Here is a 16,837-nt window from a genome sequence, read left to right as displayed (position 1 = left end):
TTAGAAGGGCGCCTTTTTCGCGCGGTTAATCATCACTGTTTAAAATCCCGAAAAACCGAAGCAGGTTGATAAACAGGTTGATAAAGTCGATATAAAGCGTCAATGCCATCAAAGGAATCAGATCCGCCGTGATGTCACGGTGTTTGATCTGGTTCAGGTCGTATAAGATGTACATTGAAAACACAATCGTTCCGATGACGGAATACGCCATCATAGCGGCGGAATTCAGCGGGCTGAAAATATTAAAGATCCCCACCGCGAGAAGCGCGATAACAGCAACAAGCAAGAAGGACCATAAAAACGACAAGTCCTTTTTCGTCTTAGCGCCGATCGTGCCGAGCACCGCAAAAATCACAAACGAAGAGCCGAATGCCTCCAATACGACATAGGCGCCCGCTGCGGACGCATAATGGCTGATAATCGGAAACAGCGTCATTCCGGAAATAAAAGCGAATGAAAACACAAACGCATACCCGACGGCTTTTTTTCGGCGCAGCCAAAACGCCGCGAAGATCATGACGACCTCTAAGATCGAAAGCGGCAGCATCAATGCCGGCGGAATGAACTGGCCGGTATACAGGCCGATTGTCGCAACTAACAGCGTAAACACAAATACCGTTATAATGCGCTGCATAATAGATTGTTTGCTCTCATAAGCAGCAGTTTGCATGTCAAAAGTCCTCCCAAAAAATGATCGTGATAGGTCTATTATAAATAAAATGGGAGAAATTTGCATGATTTTAAGAAGATTTTAAGGATATCAGGCCTGGCGTTTTGCTGCACACTCCTGCATATTCATGAAATCATGCAGTTTTTTCGTCAATCCGCCGTGCCCGAATCGGATATTCCCCTTCTGTCCCGGCGTTTTCGCATAATCGAGAAACGCCAGCACATAAAGACGCCTGACGGGAATGGGAATGATGCCCGCATCATAAAACCAGCCGTCAATTGTATTCAGCACGCCTTTATTTATGCCGTATTGCTTTGTGCACCAATGCAGAAAGCGCACTTCGGGCAGGTGCAGATACCGGCTCTCCCGGAAAGGAACAGTTGAATGCTTCATATGTACCGCCTCCTGTCATTGGCCGTTTTTTTAAGATTGCTGTTTTGCTTCTTTGCTCTTCAGGGAAAATCGATATTTCTCCACCTTATCAATTTGTGTCACTTGGGAATTATGAACCGTAATCTGAACAGTCCCGAAATCGATCGTTTCCAGCGCACTGATAATCTTTTCAACCACATGCGGATCTACGTTTCCTTTGGACGTCATCATGCTCCCCCTTTATGTCTGGCCGTTCATCTTAAGACAATGATTTTAATTCATACTATTCTGATAAGAAATATATAATTATACTATTATGTTTCCCTCCAAAAATCAATAACATTTACACGATTTTTGGATATGATTTCTTTTCTCTTTCTCTGCATAAAAAAAGGCATATGATCTCCTTTTTAAAAAAGGAACATAATATGCCTTCAATTGACCGGATAATCGTAATTGTTTCCCGCTGACAAAAAAAGCGCCCCGCCTCTGGCCGGAGCACCTTTTTTCTATGCTTTTGTTTCCTCGATCGTACATGTGACACCCATGCTGGCGAGCGCCTGCTCCAGAGAGCCGTAGGTTTGATACGCTGAAAAATCAAGTCCCAATTGGATAGAAGTCTGTGCCACATCAGGCCGAATGCCGGAAAATACGGTTCTGATGCCGAGGAGAAATAACGTTTTCGACAGCATGTACAATTGCTGCGCCACCATCGTATCGACAATGGGCACACCGGACAGATCAATCACAAGGTTTGTGATCCGTTTGGCGACACAGTTTTCCGGCACCGTCTCCAATATCACGCGCGCCCGTCTCGTATCAATCGCGCCGATGAGCGGCAGAGTGCCGATCGTATCCGCGATCAAAATAACCGGACAGCTCAATTCGGAAATAAGCTCCTGCTGAGATGACAGCCTCGCGATCATTAATGTCTGATACTGTTCAGTAAAATCCGTCATCAGCTGATCAAATGAGCTGTTAACAAGGTGATTCCAGCGGCGGACATCCTCTTTTGTTACGATATCCTGATGCTCATCTATAAAACGGGTGACCGCCTCCCAAAAGACGGTTCTTGAATTGCCGATCGCTTCAACGACCTCATGAACCTGCGCGTCCTGCTCCACTCTGCTTTTCGCTACCTGTGCGGCCCATTTTTCTTTGTTATGCTGAAAAACAGCCGGGTCTTCCAAAAAAGCGCTTGCGACGGCCGTGTTCGTAAAGGTATGCTGCTCGATCAGCAGCTGTTTCATTTCCTCACTTAATTGATTCGCAGAATAAAAATGCCCTCTCAGCTTCCGTCTCAGCTTGAGCCATTTTTCCGTCAGCTCGGCCGAATGTGTAATAATATAATCATGAAGTAATTGGTCTTTGTTCACTGCCGTCTCCTCTTTCAAGAATATGTACTTTTGTCTAAATTATAAATCGGAATTGCCGATCGTACTAGAGAAATAAAAAAAAGCCGGCACATTAAAGCTTTCGGTTGCTTTTTTCGCCTGCAGGACACACTATAAAAGAAATGAAACAGGAGGTCAGTAAGATGATCAAAAAAATCGCGACAGTCGCCGTATACACTGATGATCAGCAAAAAGCGAAAACATTCTGGACGGAAAAAGCGGGGTTTGAAACCGTCGCCGAACATCCGATGGGCCCGAATGCCTTTTGGCTTGAAGTAGCGCCAAAAGGAGCCGAGACTCATTTGGTTATCTATCCGAAAGCGATGATGAAAGGGGCCGAGCATATGGAGGCTTCAATCGTATTTGAATGCGAAGATGTCTTTGCCGCGTACGAACAGATGAAAAAAAACGGCGTCACATTTATAGATGAACCGAAACAAATGGAGTGGGGCAGCTTCGTGCAATTTAAAGACGAGGAAGGCCATGTCTTTCTCCTCAAATCATGAGTCCCAATTGACTTTGAGAATCATTTTCATTTAAAATAAAACATGAAAATGATTGGAGAGATGCCAGATGTTCGTGCAAATCAGAAAAATGACCGTAAAAGAAGGACATGCCGATAAAGTGATCGAACGCTTCAGCTCAGAAGGCGTAATTGAAAAGCAGGAAGGCTTGATTGACGTAACAGTCCTGGAGAAAAAAATCCGCCGCGGCGATGAAGAAGTCGTCGTCTTAATCCGCTGGGAGTCAGAAGACCATTGGAAACAATGGGAAAAAAGCGAAGATCACATCGCGGCCCACAAAGCAAACCAAGGCAAGCCGAAACCTGATTACATGCTTGGGACGGACGTCGGTATGTATCATGTCAAAGCCGTTAAAACAGGCGTACACGGAAAATAATAAAGAGCGTTTGCCCCGGGGCAAAGCTCTTTTTATTTTTTCTCCTCATACGGCAGGACAAACAGCGGTTTATCGGGCTTCCATTCCGCATACAACACGTCCTCCGTTTTTTTGATGTTTTGCTTTTTCAGGTCTTGCATCAGCTGTTCTTCTTCCACCCCGGCTTCTTTCAGATTTTCGTGCAGCACTTCACCGTCAATAATCAGTGTGACCGGTAAAGAGACCTGCTTCGGTTTTATTTGCATGTCGCCGTTTTTCGTCGTGTCGTACGGAAATTTCGGCAGGACGCTGACCATCCCGTTTGTTTCTAAAATCGCATATTCCGCTTCCTGTATGGAAAAGCAGTTCGCCTGTCTGAGAAGGCTCTGCAGCTGATTAATGTCCAATTTATTTTTTTTCAGCACATCATATTTCAGTTTTCCTTTATGAATGACAATGTTCGGCTCGCCTTCCAACAGCTTTCTGGAGCTTTTCACTTTCTGCGTAATCAGTTCGATGAAATAGATTAAAATCCCCCATAACAGAGAAGCAAAAATGATTTCAACGATCCTGACGCCTTTATCATACACCGCATTTCCGACCAATTCGCCGAGGATAAGCGCCGAAATAAAATCAAATGGCGTAATCTGTGAGAATTGAGTTTTTCCGAGCAATTTTAAAATCACAAATAAAATACCCAAACCGCATACTAATTCCCAAGCCACTGTAAATAAATGTCCCATATCTGCACCTTCTTCTTAAAAGTCATTACCATTATGGACATCCGCCTGTTTTCTATACAGCGGCCGAAAACACAAAAAACGCAGCCGCAGCCGCGTTTCTCAGTTTAATGTTTTTGATTCGATTTCACGACCCGAACGCACGTCTCAGCGACATAACCGACGGCCGCTCCGAAACCGGCAAACATCGCAGCAAGGCCCAGGCCCATCCCTTCCCAGCCGCCGACACCGAAAATGCTGTAAACAACCGTACCGAATGCAGCAAGGCCCAGTACCGCCAAAAGGCATTCAGGCCACATCTTTTTCGGCCATTTTTTACGGAGAACAGCCGATACGGCAAAATTAAGACAAAACGCGGCCAGACAGATCAGATAAAAATATCCCATGTCTCTTGCACCTCCGTCATGAGGAGCTTTTTATTTGCTCATCTCTTTTTCAAACAAATGATAATCTGATGCAAATCCTTTTGATTCGTATCCCATCCCGCTGTAAAACGACTGAAGCGCCTTGTTATCAGACACGCAATCGAGCCGGATTTTCGTTTTTTCCGGACAAGACACCCCCGTCTCCGCCCAAGTCATGATCGTCCGGCCGAGTCCCGCGCCTGCATACCGCCTGTTAATCGCCAGCCGATGCAGATATACGGATTCTCCATGTCCCTGATTGCCCCATAGATGTCTGTCCCACTCGCTTGCTTCGGGGAGCAGCATGACGACACCGGCCAGCTCAGCTTTCTGCCTGAATAGAAAAACATGTCCTTTGGCGATTGCCTCCCGCATATTGTGGGTATCTTCCCCTTGCAAAAGCCCGCTCCACTGGTTTGACCCTTTATCCCGAAGCCATTCCGCCGCTGACACGAGCAGCTCCATCACCTCTTTTGTATCATCCTTCCGGGCGGGGGTGACCCGGAAGGCTCCCGCCATCTCTTCCGTAATCGTAAATGGTGTCATAAAATCCTCCCGTAATCAGAATATTCGACACCTTCATTATAGACCAAACGCAGAAAGGAAAAAAACAGCCGTCATGTTTGAGGGCCGTTTAAAAAATTTTCTTCTTATCACGTTCTTCTTTTAAAATCTCAACCGCTTCCCTGAAACGCATGGAGTGAACGATTTCACGCTCACGCAGAAAACGGAGTGAATCATTCAGGTCAGGGTCATCGGAAATATCAATAATCCATTGATACGTCGCTCTCGCCTTCTCTTCAGCCGCGATATCTTCATATAAATCAGCGATCGGGTCTCCCTTCGCCTGTATGTAAGACGCCGTGAACGGAACTCCGGCCGCATTATGATAAAACAGCGCGCTGTCATGATTGACGTAATGGTCGCTGAGCCCTGCATCACGCAGCTGCTGCGGGGTCGCATCTTTTGTCAGCTTATAAATCATCGTCGCAATCATTTCCAAATGGGCAAACTCCTCCGTGCCGATATCCGTCAGCAGGCCGATCACCTTATCAGGAATCGTGTAGCGCTGGTTTAAATACCGGAGCGCGGCGGCTAATTCGCCGTCAGCCCCGCCGTATTGTTCAATCAAAAACTTAGCCAGCATCGGGTTGCATGTGCTCACTTTAACCGGATACTGCAGCTTTTTTTCATATACCCACATTTACAGATCCCTCCTTATACTTGCCACGGCCAAGGACCGCGGCCCCAATCCCACTGCGCGCCAACCTGACTCACGCCAAATTGCAGAAGCGGTCCGTACTCAGGTTCAAACCGTTTTCTCAGCTGCCTTGAGTACCGGGAATATTCATGAAACTGCTGAAGCGCGAGACGGTCATGGGGATGCGTATCCAGATAAAGCGTCAGCTCCACCAAGACAAAGTCCGCCGCCTGGATTTGTTCCAGCAGCCGATAGTATTCATCATCAATCTTTTTCGCCATATTCGATTCCCCCCCGATAAGGATTATCATAGAAATCGTAAAGATCCTTCCAAAGGGTCCCTTTTCTCAATGCCTCCATCGGAGAAAACTGCTCCAAGTGATACGGCTGAAACCGCATATAAAGATGCGGCGGCGTTCTGTAGTATTTTCTCCCGATCGGCGGGCAGGGATCAAACCGGCTGTGGAAGGGCTTATAAGATTTAACCGGTGTAAACGGCTGATTTTCTTTCATTACGATCCTCCTTTCCTAAACACATGACCTTAATAGGTATGAACCCGTAACGGCATTTATGCCCCGCAAGAAATGAAAAAAGCCCGGCGCTTAGAAACGGTCACAAAAAAACACTCTTGCTGTCCAAGAGTGCTTTTTCCCGAATGGTCAGATATATTGACTGTCCCGATGATGATGATGATGGAACGGGTAGCCGCCGTAGCCTCCGCCATAGCCGCCAAAACCGTATCCCGGGTAGCCTCCGCCATAGCCGCCGTAACCGCCAAAACCGTATCCCGGGTAGCCGTAGCCTCCGCCGAAACCGTATCCCGGATATCCTCCGAAGCCGCCGTAGCCTCCGTAACCGCCAAAACCGTATCCCGGGTAGCCGCCGTAGCCTCCAAACCCTCCATAGCCGCCGCCAAAGCCGCCGCCGTAAATCGGTCTTCTTTCATCCATGATTTATCGCTCCTTCACATAGGTTACAGTCCAGTTTATGACATGCGGAAGGAAACGTATGGGCATCCGCCCAGTTTTGGTGAAATAATCAATAATTGCTTACGGAGAAATACGATACAGGCCGGCCGCATAAGCAAAATAAAAAGGCCGGAACTTATGCCGCCCCGGCCTTTTTGTCTTTATTCGCCTAAATCTACATTGTGATAAACCTGCTGTACGTCTTCCAGGTCTTCCAGCACATCGATCAGCTTTTCAAATTGAGCTTTCGCATCTTCGGGAAGCTCGATTTCATTTTGCGCAAGCATCGTCAGCTCCGCAACTGTGAACTCTTCAACACCGGCATTTTTGAATGCCTCTTGTACGGCATGGAATTGATCAGGCTCAGCATACACGATAACACTGTCATCCTCTTCTAAGATATCGCGCACGTCCACGTCAGCTTCCATCAGCAATTCCAGCGCTTCATCCGCCGTCTTGCCTTCAACGCCGATAACGGCAGTCGCATCGAACATGTAAGCGACAGACCCGCTCACACCCATATTTCCTCCGTTTTTCCCGAATGCGGCACGAACTTCAGGCGCCGTGCGGTTTACATTATTCGTTAACGCATCAACGATGATCATTGAACCGTTCGGCCCGAAACCTTCGTAACGCAGCTCGTCAAAGTTCTCCTCCGCGCCGCCTTTCGCCTTTTCAATCGCACGCTCAATAATATTTTTCGGCACACTGTACGTCTTTGCGCGCTCAAGCACCACTTTTAACGCCTGGTTCGATTCCGGATCTGGCTCGCCTTGTTTTGCCGCCACATAAATCTCACGGCCGAACTTCGCGTAAATCCGGCTCGTATTTGCGTCCTTTGATGCTTTCTTTTCTTTAATATTGTTCCACTTACGGCCCATTTTGTTCCACTCTCTTTCACGAATTGAATCTGTATGATTTAATACTCTGTTTCTATTATACCTCAGCGATTAGGTTGTTTCGAGTGTAAGACATTAGAAAAAACAGGCACGCTTAAAATCACCGCGGCGCACTAAGCCGTATTTGAGGGTTATTGTACAAAACATAAAAAGCCTCCCTTCATAAAGGAAGGAAGTCGCAAGTCAAAAGATTCATTTTATTCTTATTACCTATTTCCTACACTGTATACCCCGATTCACGTGGTAAAATTTTGATATCGAACAAAAGAAAGGATATGGTCATGAAAGTTTTCGAAGCAAACAGCCTGCTGGCCGCTGCCAAACAGCGCGCGGGTGAATATAAAAAACTGCGCGGTCAGATGGTCAACCTGAAAAAAGCGTTTCAAGGCATGGCTGATCTTGGTGACAATGATTTCTCAGGCCGGGGCGCCGACAACATCAAAGCCTTTTTCCAGGATCACGCCGGCGTCACAGACAGCTGGCTTGATCTGATCGACATGAAAATCGCATTTCTCACAAGCCTTCCCGGCAAGGTCGAAGATGCCGGACTTTCCAATTCGCATGTGGAGGAATCATTTCTGGAGCATGAGCTCACCCACGCTCTCAGTAAATCAAAGGCGATTATGGAAGCGCAGAAAAAGGACATGCGCTCCATCCTCGGTGAGATCGAAGACATCATCTCGCTTGATCTGTTTTCAACGGAAAGCACAGATCAGAAGCTTTCTTCAGCTGACAAAAAAAGAAACGAAACCATACATAAGCTCGGCAAACTTGATCACGATCTAACGAAAGAATACGCAGAAACTGAAGCGAACGAACAGTTCATTCAAGCCGACTTTCAGCAGCTCCAAAACGCCACAGGCAAAGGAAAAAGCGCCACGCCGCTTCACTACAATGCCCAAGCGTACCGAGAAAGCGACACCCATAAGAAAAAAGGTGATATCGCAAGACATTCGGATGCTTATTTGACGATTAAAAAGGAAGAAGCGAAAGAGCGGGAAATCAAGGATCTGAAGAAAAAGCTGGCTGATGGTGTCACCGATCCGGATGAGTATTTGGAAATCGCGAAGAAGATCGGCTATGAAAACCTTGAACCCGCTCAGGTGCAATATGTGATGCAGCTTGAACAAGCAAAACAGCTCGAAGAAGTCGGCGAAACGGCTTGGGATATCGTCAAAGGAATAGGCGTCGGCCTTTATGATGTCGGAAAAGACACCGTAACCGGCGTCAAAGATCTGGCTGTCGGCGCATGGGATTTTTACCATCTCTCTGATGAACAAAAAGTCGCTAAAACCATATCGGCTGTACTGAACACGCCCTCTTACGCAAAAATCATATGGACAAACCTGGCGGATTCATGGAATGATAAAATGGTTAACGGGGATGCGTATTCAAGATCACATTACATCACCTACGCCATCGGGAGCATCGTCGGACTAAAAGGTTCCGGATCAGCTGTAAAAGTAACAAGCAAGCTCGCGAAAACAGGCGCCGCCAAAGTTGATAACGTCTTGGAAGCCGGAGAAAAAGCGGCTGCAAAACATGTAAAAACCGGGATTGAAAAAGGAAAAGGCTATATCAATTCCGTTTCGAAAAACAAGTACGAACCCGCGCTTGCCGGAATAGCACAGGATATTGAAAATACTCACAATGTGAAGAATACGCCTTTGTTAAAGAAAATTATAGAAGAAACTAAAGAATCTAGCATTCTGTTCACCAAAAGAAACATTCCAGGTGTTGCAACTGGTAAAGCAATTCCAAGCAGAGGGCTTCAGCTTCAAGAAAGACTAATGTACAATAATGGTAAATTAGGGGTTATACCTCAAGAAGTACGTAAACAGCTCCTTGGGAAGGAGTTCAAATCATTTGATGAGTTCAGAAAAGAATTCTGGAAATCAATAGCAAACACTGAATATGCAAATGAATTTAATAAAAATAACATAGCAAGAATGAAAAACGGGAATTCCCCTATCGCGCCAAAAAAAGAGCATTACGGTAAACATAAGTCATATATTTTACACCATAAACAACCTATTGATAAAGGTGGGGATGTGTATAATTTAGATAACCTAATTATTACTTCTCCCAAAATGCATCAAGAGATTCTAGATCCGGCTTATCATTTCGGAAAAAAAGGAAGTAAAAATTAAATGTAGAAAGGAAGAATTAGCCTTGAATAAAATGTCAAAAGAAGAATTAGTCTCATTGGTGAAAAAAATTATGAATCCTGAATTAGAAGATGAGGTAATTGGCAAATACATCGATTTATTAGAAGAAAATGTCCCTCATCCTGCACCAAGTGATTTAATTTTTTGGAGCGATGAAGAATACACAGCTGAGCAAATTGTGGAGATTGCTCTAAACTATAAAGAAGAGTAATCACACTATAGCCCGTAACCTTCAATAACAATCAAGATGTTTTGTCCAATTAGGACTCTAGGGGTGAAATTTTAAAGTTCTCATATAATTTACACCGATGGACTTAAATAGTACCCCCACCGTCTATTGGTATTGGAATCTACAAAACAAAAATAGCTCTTCTCTACTGGGCTATTTTTGTTTCTGGAGATGATTTTATGGAGACTCAAAAAATGGATTTATTATATCAAAAAATAGCAGAACAAATTAATGAAATGATTCCAGAAGAATGGAAAAAAGTTATTCTTTATGCTGAAATTCTCGACGATTCATCTGAAGTTTTCTTTTATTTCAATACTCCACATAGTGAAGATTTTATATATTCTCATAATACCCCTGAACACTATCATGTCAGTGAGTTGATTTATGAGGAGCTACTATTTGACTTGCATGACTTATTCGAGGAATTACGAGATGAATTTAAAGAAAACAATCAAGATATATGGACTAATCTAACACTTAATCTGGGGATAAGCGGAGAATTTTCGATAGATTATAATTATGAAGACGTTATTCAATCTCCATATACCCTCTCTCAAAGACAAACAATCTGGACTTATAAAAATGTAGGAATTTATCCTAAGAGTAAACCTTTAAAATCCTTTTTAGAGCAGTACCTAAATTCTCAAAATTAAAAAACCCCCTCCTTTATTTGGGGGTTTTTTGATACAAATGATCCTTACAAATTACCAATTATAAAGCTGGAGGCTGATCCTTGTTGGAAAATGAATTAAATGCATTATATAGAAACATAGCTGAAACCGTTAACGAAATGATACCAGAACCATGGGAGAAATTTTTGTTCTATGCTCAGATTTCAGAGACAGGCGGAGGCACTTACTTTTTTTACAATTCTCAAAATGAACCTAATCATTTTAAGTACAGTCTTGAAATTCCGTTTGAATTTGATATTGACGAAAATGAATTCGATCAGTATGAGATGGAATTATTTAAACTAAGCGAAAAAATGAGAGATGTTTTCAAAGATCATGACCAAGAATTATTTTATTCTTTCACTCTTAGCCTAGAAAGATCAGGAAAATTAACTGTCAACTTTGATTATACAGATTGGTTTAAGACAGATTATAGTTTCAGTGATCAGCTTATCATCTGGAAATTCAAATATTTAGGGGAAGAACCTAAGGATCCATCATTACAAAAATTAATAAAAAAATACTTAGAAGACTATCCTGAAAATCCAATCTAATAAAGTTGGGAAAACAATGTTAGAAAACATTTATCTGCAAATAGCTGATGTCATAAGAAGAATGATCCCTTCTGAATGGTGCAAAGTTGTTCTTTATGCGGAAATACTAGACGACTCACGAGAAGTGTATTTTTTCTTTCAAACACCAGAAAACGATGAATATATATACTCTCATGACATTCCAGAACAATTTCAAGTTAGTAAAAAAATTTATACAGAACTATTATTAGATCTTCAAGAGTTATTTAAACAGTTACACGATGAATTTAAAGAAAATAATCCTGAAGCATGGACAAATTTGACACTGAATCTTGAAAGCACTGGAACGTTCTCAATTTATTATGATTATGAAGATGTTATTGAGTCTGATTTGGACGAATACGAAAGACAAATGATTTGGGAGTACAATAACTTGGGTATTTTCCCTGAAGATGAAGAGGACAAAGAATTTGTTAAGGATTATCTAAATATTAAATAATGGGTTCAACAATTCAAAGGTAGAGGATCATCAATGGAAACTGAAAAAATGGAACAACTCTATCAAAAGATTGCTGAAAAAATAAATGATATGATTCCCTCCGAATGGATGAGGGTTACTCTATACGCCGAAATTTCAGATGACTCCAGAGAAGTTTATTTTTTCTTTAACACACATGAAGACGAAGAATATATTTATTCACACGATATTCCAGAACATTTTCAAGTAAGTAATCGAATTTACAAAAATATGCTGCTAGACCTTCAAGATTTATTTGATGAATTAAGGGATGAATTTAAAAAGCAATCCTCAGATATTTGGACTAACCTCACACTAAATTTAGATAGAAACGGTGAATTCTCAATTGATTATGATTATGAAGATGTACTCGCTTCAAAATATACTGATACTGAGCGACAAGTAATTTGGGAATATAAGCACTTGGGAATTACGCCAATAAGCGAGAGCAGCAGAAAGTTCCTTGAACAATATCTAAATGAACAATGAAAAAATGGGTGAATTATATCAAAAGATTGCTGAACATCTAAATGAAATGATTCCATCTCAATGGGAAAAGATCGTTTTATATGCTGAAATACTTGATGACTCAGCAGATATATACTTTTATTAGCTATTTGATAAACTAAAAGAAGAATTTAAGCTAGGCAATCAAGATATTTGAACAAATCTCACTTTAAAATTACAAAACACCGGAAAGTTTTCAATTGATTATAATTATGATGATGTTTTATCGTCTGAACTTGATGACCTTCAAAGACGAGATGTTTGGAAATATGGATATTGCCTAAAGATGAGGACGAAAAAGAATTTGTAATAAACTACTTCGGTCTATAAATCAATAATGGATCAGCGCTTTACTGCTGGGCTATTTTTTATAACTAAGATCTCTCGACAATAGGAGTTTAAAAGGTTGGAAACTAAAAAAATGCAAGATTTGTACCAGTTTATTTGTGAGAAATTAAATGACATCATACCTTGTGAATGGGCAAAAGTTTACCTTTATGCAGAAGTATTAAATGACTCTACCATGGTTCTTTTTTACTTCAGAACACCAGAAAATAATCAAATTATTTATTCACAAGATATACCTAGCCATTACAACGTAAGCAAGGATATTTTCAAGACGTTGTTAAGAGAATTAAGAGAACTTTTTGAAGAATTAAAAACTGAACACAGAAATAATAACAATGATGTTTGGACTAACCTTACACTAACATTGGATCGTAGCGGAGAATTCCAATTAGATTATAATTATGATGATATTTTAGCATCAGAATTAGATGGATATGAAAGAAGCGCAATATGGGAATATAAAAACCTTGGTATTTTGCCTGAAGATGAGGATGATAAAGAATTTGTAATTAGTTACCTCGGTCTATAATTAAAAAATAGATCAGCCCTACTCTGCTGGGCTTTTTTTGATATCAAAGTCTTTTCGATTGTATCCACGAATTCCCCTCCTTCACACTAACCCCAATAATTCATTAATATCTATTTTGATTAAATCAATTAAAGTTGCTGACCGTCCAGCATGTCTCGGGTCGCCATGTTCTGTTAAGATTGTGTTTGTATTTCCCATATTAAATACAAAAGTATCTTTATCAGTATTTGAAATTACCTCTATGATTTTATATACTTGAGAATAGTAATAAAGGTTGTGTACAGTTCCCACATTTGGTTTCCCCCATGCAAGGACAACTATATTTGAAACATTTATCATTGATCTAACTGTATTAATATTATTCTTTTGAACATGATTTAATAGATTTGCACCGTGAATACTTTTCAATTTTGTTGAGGTGTCTGCTGGATTTGGAGCATAGATAGGTATAACATTTCCTACGTAAAGTTTTTTCACTTGAATTTTCTCATGGGCATAACAATAGAAAAAATCAATTAATTTATTTACAGTTCTATCTGGAATATTTGAATCAGCTTCCGATGGATTCATTAATATTACTGTTACAGTAATACCTTCCATTCGATTTTTAAAAGGAATTGATAAGCTATATCTTAAATTTACACCTGGTATAATATTTTGCCTATCATCAATAGTAATAGACGAAATATCTACCTTATTAGGATCGTAATAATGCGTTATTAAAAAACTTCCTTTTTGTAAATAATATAAGTAACGGAGCCAAGACTAACCTTAAAAGATTAAAATCATAACTCCGTCCAAACTAAAAAGCTAACCATTCACTTTTCCATAAACTTCATTCATCATATCTTCCATAATATAAGCCTTAAACTCGTCGTTCTCTAAAATCTTTATAAAGAACTCTTGATTGCTGCTCATGCGGTCAATAACGAAATCCATAAAGGATTTTTCAAAGGCGAATTTAAAATTTTCTTTTGTGTTATTTTTTGCTTTTTGGCGAATGTCTTCGTCATTTAACATATCCTCTTTAACTTGCTCACGAGAAAGGAAATCTGTTTCTGTGAATTGCGTGCCAAAGCGGTCATTTAACTTTTCTAACACGCTCGATAAACGAACCTTCTCATCTTCAGCCGCCCCCCCAGCACCATGTTCCTGAGGATCTAGGTCGTAGCCGCCCGTTTTCTCAAGCTCAATGCTGCCTTCAAATACTTTTTGATTGCGGTAGTATTCAAGTGCTACATCATCCGCCAAGTAAACGTCCTTATCTCCTCGACCCCGTGGCAATTTACGTAACAAGTACGTCAGGTAAATATATTGCTTGTGTAGATCTAAATCAATAAATGTTACAACTTGTAGCACAAAGCCATAAGTACGTGTAAATTTCGTAGCCACTTGTTTAAATGCGAATTGTTCTTCTCCCGAAAGTTTTTTAAAACGCTCCACACCTTTATCGAGAAGCGCATTTAACTCGGCTTGCGCCTTCGTAGACTTCTTCACACCACCCGTTACTTCAAGCTCATTTACCTTTTGCACCTCTTCCTCAGTAAATACTTGATATGGCTCTAGCTCGGCCTGCATATCATAAAGGATATTCGGATCAGAAATTTTTGTTAGACTTGTCGATTCATAATAAGGCTGGAAAGACGCTTTTATATCTTCTGGATCATTTACAAAATCCAAAACAAATGTATCGTCCTTACCAGGGCATGTGCGATTTAAACGAGATAGTGTTTGCACTGCCTTAATACCGCTTAATGGCTTATCTACATACATTGTGTGCAACAGTGGTTCATCAAATCCAGTTTGATATTTCTCTGCAACAAGTAGCACTTTGTATTCATCAGAATTAAATTTTTCAGGTAGCTCTTTTTCAGAGAACTTATTCATTTCTGACTCAGTATAATGAATCTCACCATCTTTCACAGTACCGGAGAAAGCAACTACTGTTTTTAAATCATCGTAGCCCATTTCATTAATATACTTATCGAAAGCCATTTTGTAACGTACTGCGTGTAAACGGCTTGCTGTAACAACCATTGCCTTTGCACGGCCGCCAATTTTGCGCTGTACGAAATTGCGATAATGATCGATAATAATTTCTGTTTTTTGTGCGATGCTATGTGGATGTAGTGACACGTATTGTGCTAGCTTTTTAGTAGCTTGTTTTTTTGATACCTCTGGATCATCTTCAACTGTCTTTGCAATTTTCCAGAACGTTTTATAGGTCGTATAATTTTCAAGTACGTCTAAAATAAAGCCTTCTTCAATCGCTTGGCGCATTGTGTATTGATGGAATGCAGCCGGCTTGCCATCTATGCCAATTGTACCGAACTTCTCTAATGTCTTTGGCTTTGGTGTCGCCGTAAACGCAAAGAAAGATACGTTATCTTGTTTACCACTTTTCATGATGGCTTCAACGATCTTTTCGTCCACATCACCTAAGTTTTCTTCCGCAATACGATCTTCCTCATAAGCTGCTTCTAACGTTTTATCTGATAACACATTGGTTAATGCAGTTGAAGCTTTACCACCCTGGGATGAGTGCGCCTCATCAATAATGACCGCATACTTTTTACGCTCTAAGCCCGCTACTTTCTCTAAAATGAATGGGAACTTTTGAAGCGTCGTAATAATAATACGTGTCTCATTATTTATGGCACGTGCTAATTGCTCTGAATCTTTATCAATCGGCTCTACCATCCCTGCTTTATGCTCCAGCTGATATACTGCATCTTGCAATTGCTTATCTAATACTCGGCGATCGGTAATTACGATTACACTACTAAAAATTGATTCATTGTCCTCGTTATGTAGCTTCGCTAAACGGTGTGCAAGCCACGAAATCGAGTTCGTCTTACCCGATCCCGCAGAGTGCTGGATTAAATAATTATGACCGACAAGCTTTTGTGCAGCATCTGCTTCTAACTTACGTACAACATCAAGCTGATGGAAACGGGGGAAAATGAGCATTTGACGCTCGCCTATTGTTTCACCGTTTGAATCTTTAATGTCGTCTTTCTTAATAAAGATGAAGCGGTATAAAATGTCAAGCAAGCTATCTGGGGCTAAAATTTCTTCCCATAAATAATGCGTACGATAATTATCTCCGTAAGTCAACGGATTACCTTTCCCACCATTATTGCCTTTGTTAAAGGGTAGGAAGTATGTTTTGCCTTTATCAAGCTTTGTTGTCATAAATACTTCATCTGAGTCAACTGCAAAGTAGACAGCTACACGCTCATTAAATTTGAACAGCTGCTCACGTGGATCACGGTCCATCTTTAATTGCTTCATCGCATCTTCAACTGTTTGATTTGTTAATGGATTTTTCAGCTCCATCACAACAAGCGGCAAACCGTTTAAAAACAGGACCATATCTAAGCTATTATTATGCTTATCACTGTAATACACTTGGCGAGCAACATTAAAGCGGTTTTTCCTATACTGCTCATTTAATGTTTTATTCATATCCGTAGGTGGCTTATTATACGCAAGCTGCAATGTTATACCACGGTCTTTGATGCCTTTACGCAAACATTCGACCAAACCTTGTTTATACAACTGGGCTTTAATACGTTTTAAAACTTCTTCCTTATAAGAAGGACCATACGATTTCTCTAACGTACGCATCCGCTTTTCCTGCGTATCTTCTAAAAATGCAAATAGCTCCTCAACATCAATCGCATGCTGCTTAAAAGATGCACTTCCCTCTCCTTCTAGCACACGCTTTTTATAGCCACTAGTGATTAACGCTAATTCAATATTTGTCTCAAAACCTGTTTCTGTAGTATCGATCGCCATTAC

The 16,837-nt window shown here is 41.1% G+C and carries 22 protein-coding genes and 2 pseudogenes; 10 read left to right on the top strand and 14 right to left on the bottom strand.

Features of this window, described 5'->3' with window-relative positions; genetic code table 11:
• Nucleotides 1-25 precede the first annotated feature (25 nt).
• The 4 genes from AADZ70_RS18545 to AADZ70_RS18530 form a co-directional block, all read right to left on the bottom strand.
• Nucleotides 26-670: a Bax inhibitor-1/YccA family protein gene (locus tag AADZ70_RS18545; RefSeq protein WP_016936954.1), complete on the bottom strand. Its 645-nt coding sequence runs from the start codon at nt 668-670 to the stop codon at nt 26-28.
• A 90-nt stretch (nt 671-760) separates the two neighbouring features.
• Nucleotides 761-1,063 carry a hypothetical protein gene (locus tag AADZ70_RS18540; protein WP_045927129.1) on the bottom strand — a complete coding sequence of 101 codons (303 nt, stop codon included), beginning with the start codon at nt 1,061-1,063 and terminating at the stop codon, nt 761-763.
• A gap of 30 nt (nt 1,064-1,093) precedes the next feature.
• Complete coding sequence (locus AADZ70_RS18535; RefSeq protein ID WP_016936952.1) at nt 1,094-1,270, bottom strand: YezD family protein; 177 nt, start codon at nt 1,268-1,270, stop codon at nt 1,094-1,096.
• Between the two features lie 281 nt (nt 1,271-1,551).
• Entirely contained in the window at nt 1,552-2,418 is an 867-nt protein-coding gene (locus AADZ70_RS18530; protein ID WP_045927130.1) for an STAS domain-containing protein, read from the bottom strand.
• A 161-nt stretch (nt 2,419-2,579) separates the two neighbouring features.
• On the opposite strand from AADZ70_RS18530, the gene AADZ70_RS18525 reads away from it, so the two are divergent.
• Nucleotides 2,580-2,942 (top strand): VOC family protein, encoded by a 363-nt coding sequence (locus AADZ70_RS18525; RefSeq protein ID WP_049628048.1) that lies wholly within the window; start codon nt 2,580-2,582, stop codon nt 2,940-2,942.
• A gap of 67 nt (nt 2,943-3,009) precedes the next feature.
• Entirely contained in the window at nt 3,010-3,336 is a 327-nt protein-coding gene (locus tag AADZ70_RS18520; protein ID WP_045927132.1) for an antibiotic biosynthesis monooxygenase, read from the top strand.
• 32 nt (nt 3,337-3,368) lie between these two features.
• On the opposite strand, the gene AADZ70_RS18515 is transcribed toward AADZ70_RS18520, so the two are convergent.
• The 8 genes and pseudogenes from AADZ70_RS18515 to AADZ70_RS18480 all read right to left on the bottom strand — a co-directional run bounded on the left by AADZ70_RS18515 (nt 3,369) and on the right by AADZ70_RS18480 (nt 7,510).
• Nucleotides 3,369-4,058, bottom strand: coding sequence for a DUF421 domain-containing protein (locus AADZ70_RS18515; RefSeq protein ID WP_045927133.1), 690 nt, complete (start codon nt 4,056-4,058; stop codon nt 3,369-3,371).
• A 104-nt stretch (nt 4,059-4,162) separates the two neighbouring features.
• Nucleotides 4,163-4,441: a YesK-like family protein gene (locus AADZ70_RS18510; RefSeq protein WP_045927134.1), complete on the bottom strand. Its 279-nt coding sequence runs from the start codon at nt 4,439-4,441 to the stop codon at nt 4,163-4,165.
• Between the two features lie 30 nt (nt 4,442-4,471).
• A complete protein-coding gene (locus AADZ70_RS18505; protein WP_045927135.1) occupies nt 4,472-5,005 on the bottom strand; it encodes a GNAT family N-acetyltransferase in 534 nt (177 codons plus the stop codon).
• 88 nt (nt 5,006-5,093) lie between these two features.
• Complete coding sequence (gene cotJC / locus AADZ70_RS18500) at nt 5,094-5,663, bottom strand: spore coat protein CotJC (protein ID WP_013351314.1); 570 nt, start codon at nt 5,661-5,663, stop codon at nt 5,094-5,096.
• Nucleotides 5,664-5,677: 14 nt separating this feature from the next.
• Nucleotides 5,678-5,941, bottom strand: coding sequence for a spore coat protein CotJB (gene cotJB, locus AADZ70_RS18495; RefSeq protein ID WP_007408934.1), 264 nt, complete (start codon nt 5,939-5,941; stop codon nt 5,678-5,680).
• The gene (gene cotJA / locus AADZ70_RS18490) at nt 5,925-6,173 is read right to left on the bottom strand and encodes a spore coat-associated protein CotJA (RefSeq protein WP_003155704.1); all 249 of its coding nucleotides are present in this window, start codon (nt 6,171-6,173) and stop codon (nt 5,925-5,927) included. The genes cotJB and cotJA overlap by 17 nt, the downstream gene beginning before the upstream one ends.
• A 195-nt stretch (nt 6,174-6,368) precedes the next feature.
• Nucleotides 6,369-6,449 (bottom strand): annotated as a pseudogene (locus AADZ70_RS18485) (spore coat protein); the annotation flags it as partial.
• A 341-nt stretch (nt 6,450-6,790) separates the two neighbouring features.
• Nucleotides 6,791-7,510 carry a YebC/PmpR family DNA-binding transcriptional regulator gene (locus tag AADZ70_RS18480; RefSeq protein WP_014469866.1) on the bottom strand — a complete coding sequence of 240 codons (720 nt, stop codon included), beginning with the start codon at nt 7,508-7,510 and terminating at the stop codon, nt 6,791-6,793.
• A gap of 299 nt (nt 7,511-7,809) precedes the next feature.
• Between AADZ70_RS18480 and AADZ70_RS18475 the strand changes: the two genes are divergently transcribed.
• From AADZ70_RS18475 to AADZ70_RS18440, 8 genes and pseudogenes are all read left to right on the top strand, one after another.
• The gene (locus AADZ70_RS18475) at nt 7,810-9,678 is read left to right on the top strand and encodes a T7SS effector LXG polymorphic toxin (protein WP_342007456.1); all 1,869 of its coding nucleotides are present in this window, start codon (nt 7,810-7,812) and stop codon (nt 9,676-9,678) included.
• Nucleotides 9,679-9,700: 22 nt separating this feature from the next.
• Complete coding sequence (locus tag AADZ70_RS18470) at nt 9,701-9,907, top strand: bacteriocin immunity protein (protein ID WP_014417133.1); 207 nt, start codon at nt 9,701-9,703, stop codon at nt 9,905-9,907.
• A 197-nt stretch (nt 9,908-10,104) separates the two neighbouring features.
• Nucleotides 10,105-10,581, top strand: coding sequence for an antitoxin YezG family protein (locus tag AADZ70_RS18465; protein WP_342007455.1), 477 nt, complete (start codon nt 10,105-10,107; stop codon nt 10,579-10,581).
• Nucleotides 10,582-10,664: 83 nt separating this feature from the next.
• A complete protein-coding gene (locus tag AADZ70_RS18460) occupies nt 10,665-11,153 on the top strand; it encodes an immunity protein YezG family protein (RefSeq protein ID WP_342007454.1) in 489 nt (162 codons plus the stop codon).
• A gap of 16 nt (nt 11,154-11,169) precedes the next feature.
• Entirely contained in the window at nt 11,170-11,631 is a 462-nt protein-coding gene (locus tag AADZ70_RS18455) for an antitoxin YezG family protein (RefSeq protein ID WP_342007453.1), read from the top strand.
• A 33-nt stretch (nt 11,632-11,664) separates the two neighbouring features.
• The gene (locus AADZ70_RS18450; protein ID WP_342007452.1) at nt 11,665-12,138 is read left to right on the top strand and encodes an antitoxin YezG family protein; all 474 of its coding nucleotides are present in this window, start codon (nt 11,665-11,667) and stop codon (nt 12,136-12,138) included.
• Nucleotides 12,128-12,486, top strand: a pseudogene (locus tag AADZ70_RS18445) (immunity protein YezG family protein). Before AADZ70_RS18450 ends, AADZ70_RS18445 begins: the two are co-directional and overlap by 11 nt.
• A 91-nt stretch (nt 12,487-12,577) precedes the next feature.
• Nucleotides 12,578-13,033, top strand: coding sequence for a TIGR01741 family protein (locus AADZ70_RS18440; protein WP_342008074.1), 456 nt, complete (start codon nt 12,578-12,580; stop codon nt 13,031-13,033).
• 81 nt (nt 13,034-13,114) lie between these two features.
• Here the strand turns inward: AADZ70_RS18440 and AADZ70_RS18435 are convergent, their stop codons facing one another.
• Both AADZ70_RS18435 and AADZ70_RS18430 read right to left on the bottom strand, forming a co-directional pair.
• Nucleotides 13,115-13,633 carry a DUF1643 domain-containing protein gene (locus AADZ70_RS18435; RefSeq protein WP_342007451.1) on the bottom strand — a complete coding sequence of 173 codons (519 nt, stop codon included), beginning with the start codon at nt 13,631-13,633 and terminating at the stop codon, nt 13,115-13,117.
• Nucleotides 13,634-13,843: 210 nt separating this feature from the next.
• Nucleotides 13,844-16,834: a type I restriction endonuclease gene (locus AADZ70_RS18430; protein ID WP_342007450.1), complete on the bottom strand. Its 2,991-nt coding sequence runs from the start codon at nt 16,832-16,834 to the stop codon at nt 13,844-13,846.
• Nucleotides 16,835-16,837 lie beyond the last annotated feature (3 nt).

This window comes from Bacillus sp. YBsi01 (genome assembly GCF_038406745.1).
In the GTDB taxonomy this organism is placed as follows: domain Bacteria; phylum Bacillota; class Bacilli; order Bacillales; family Bacillaceae; genus Bacillus; species Bacillus siamensis.
The sequence above is the reverse complement of the archived record's forward strand: the minus strand, read 5'-3'. Positions and strand labels throughout refer to the sequence as shown.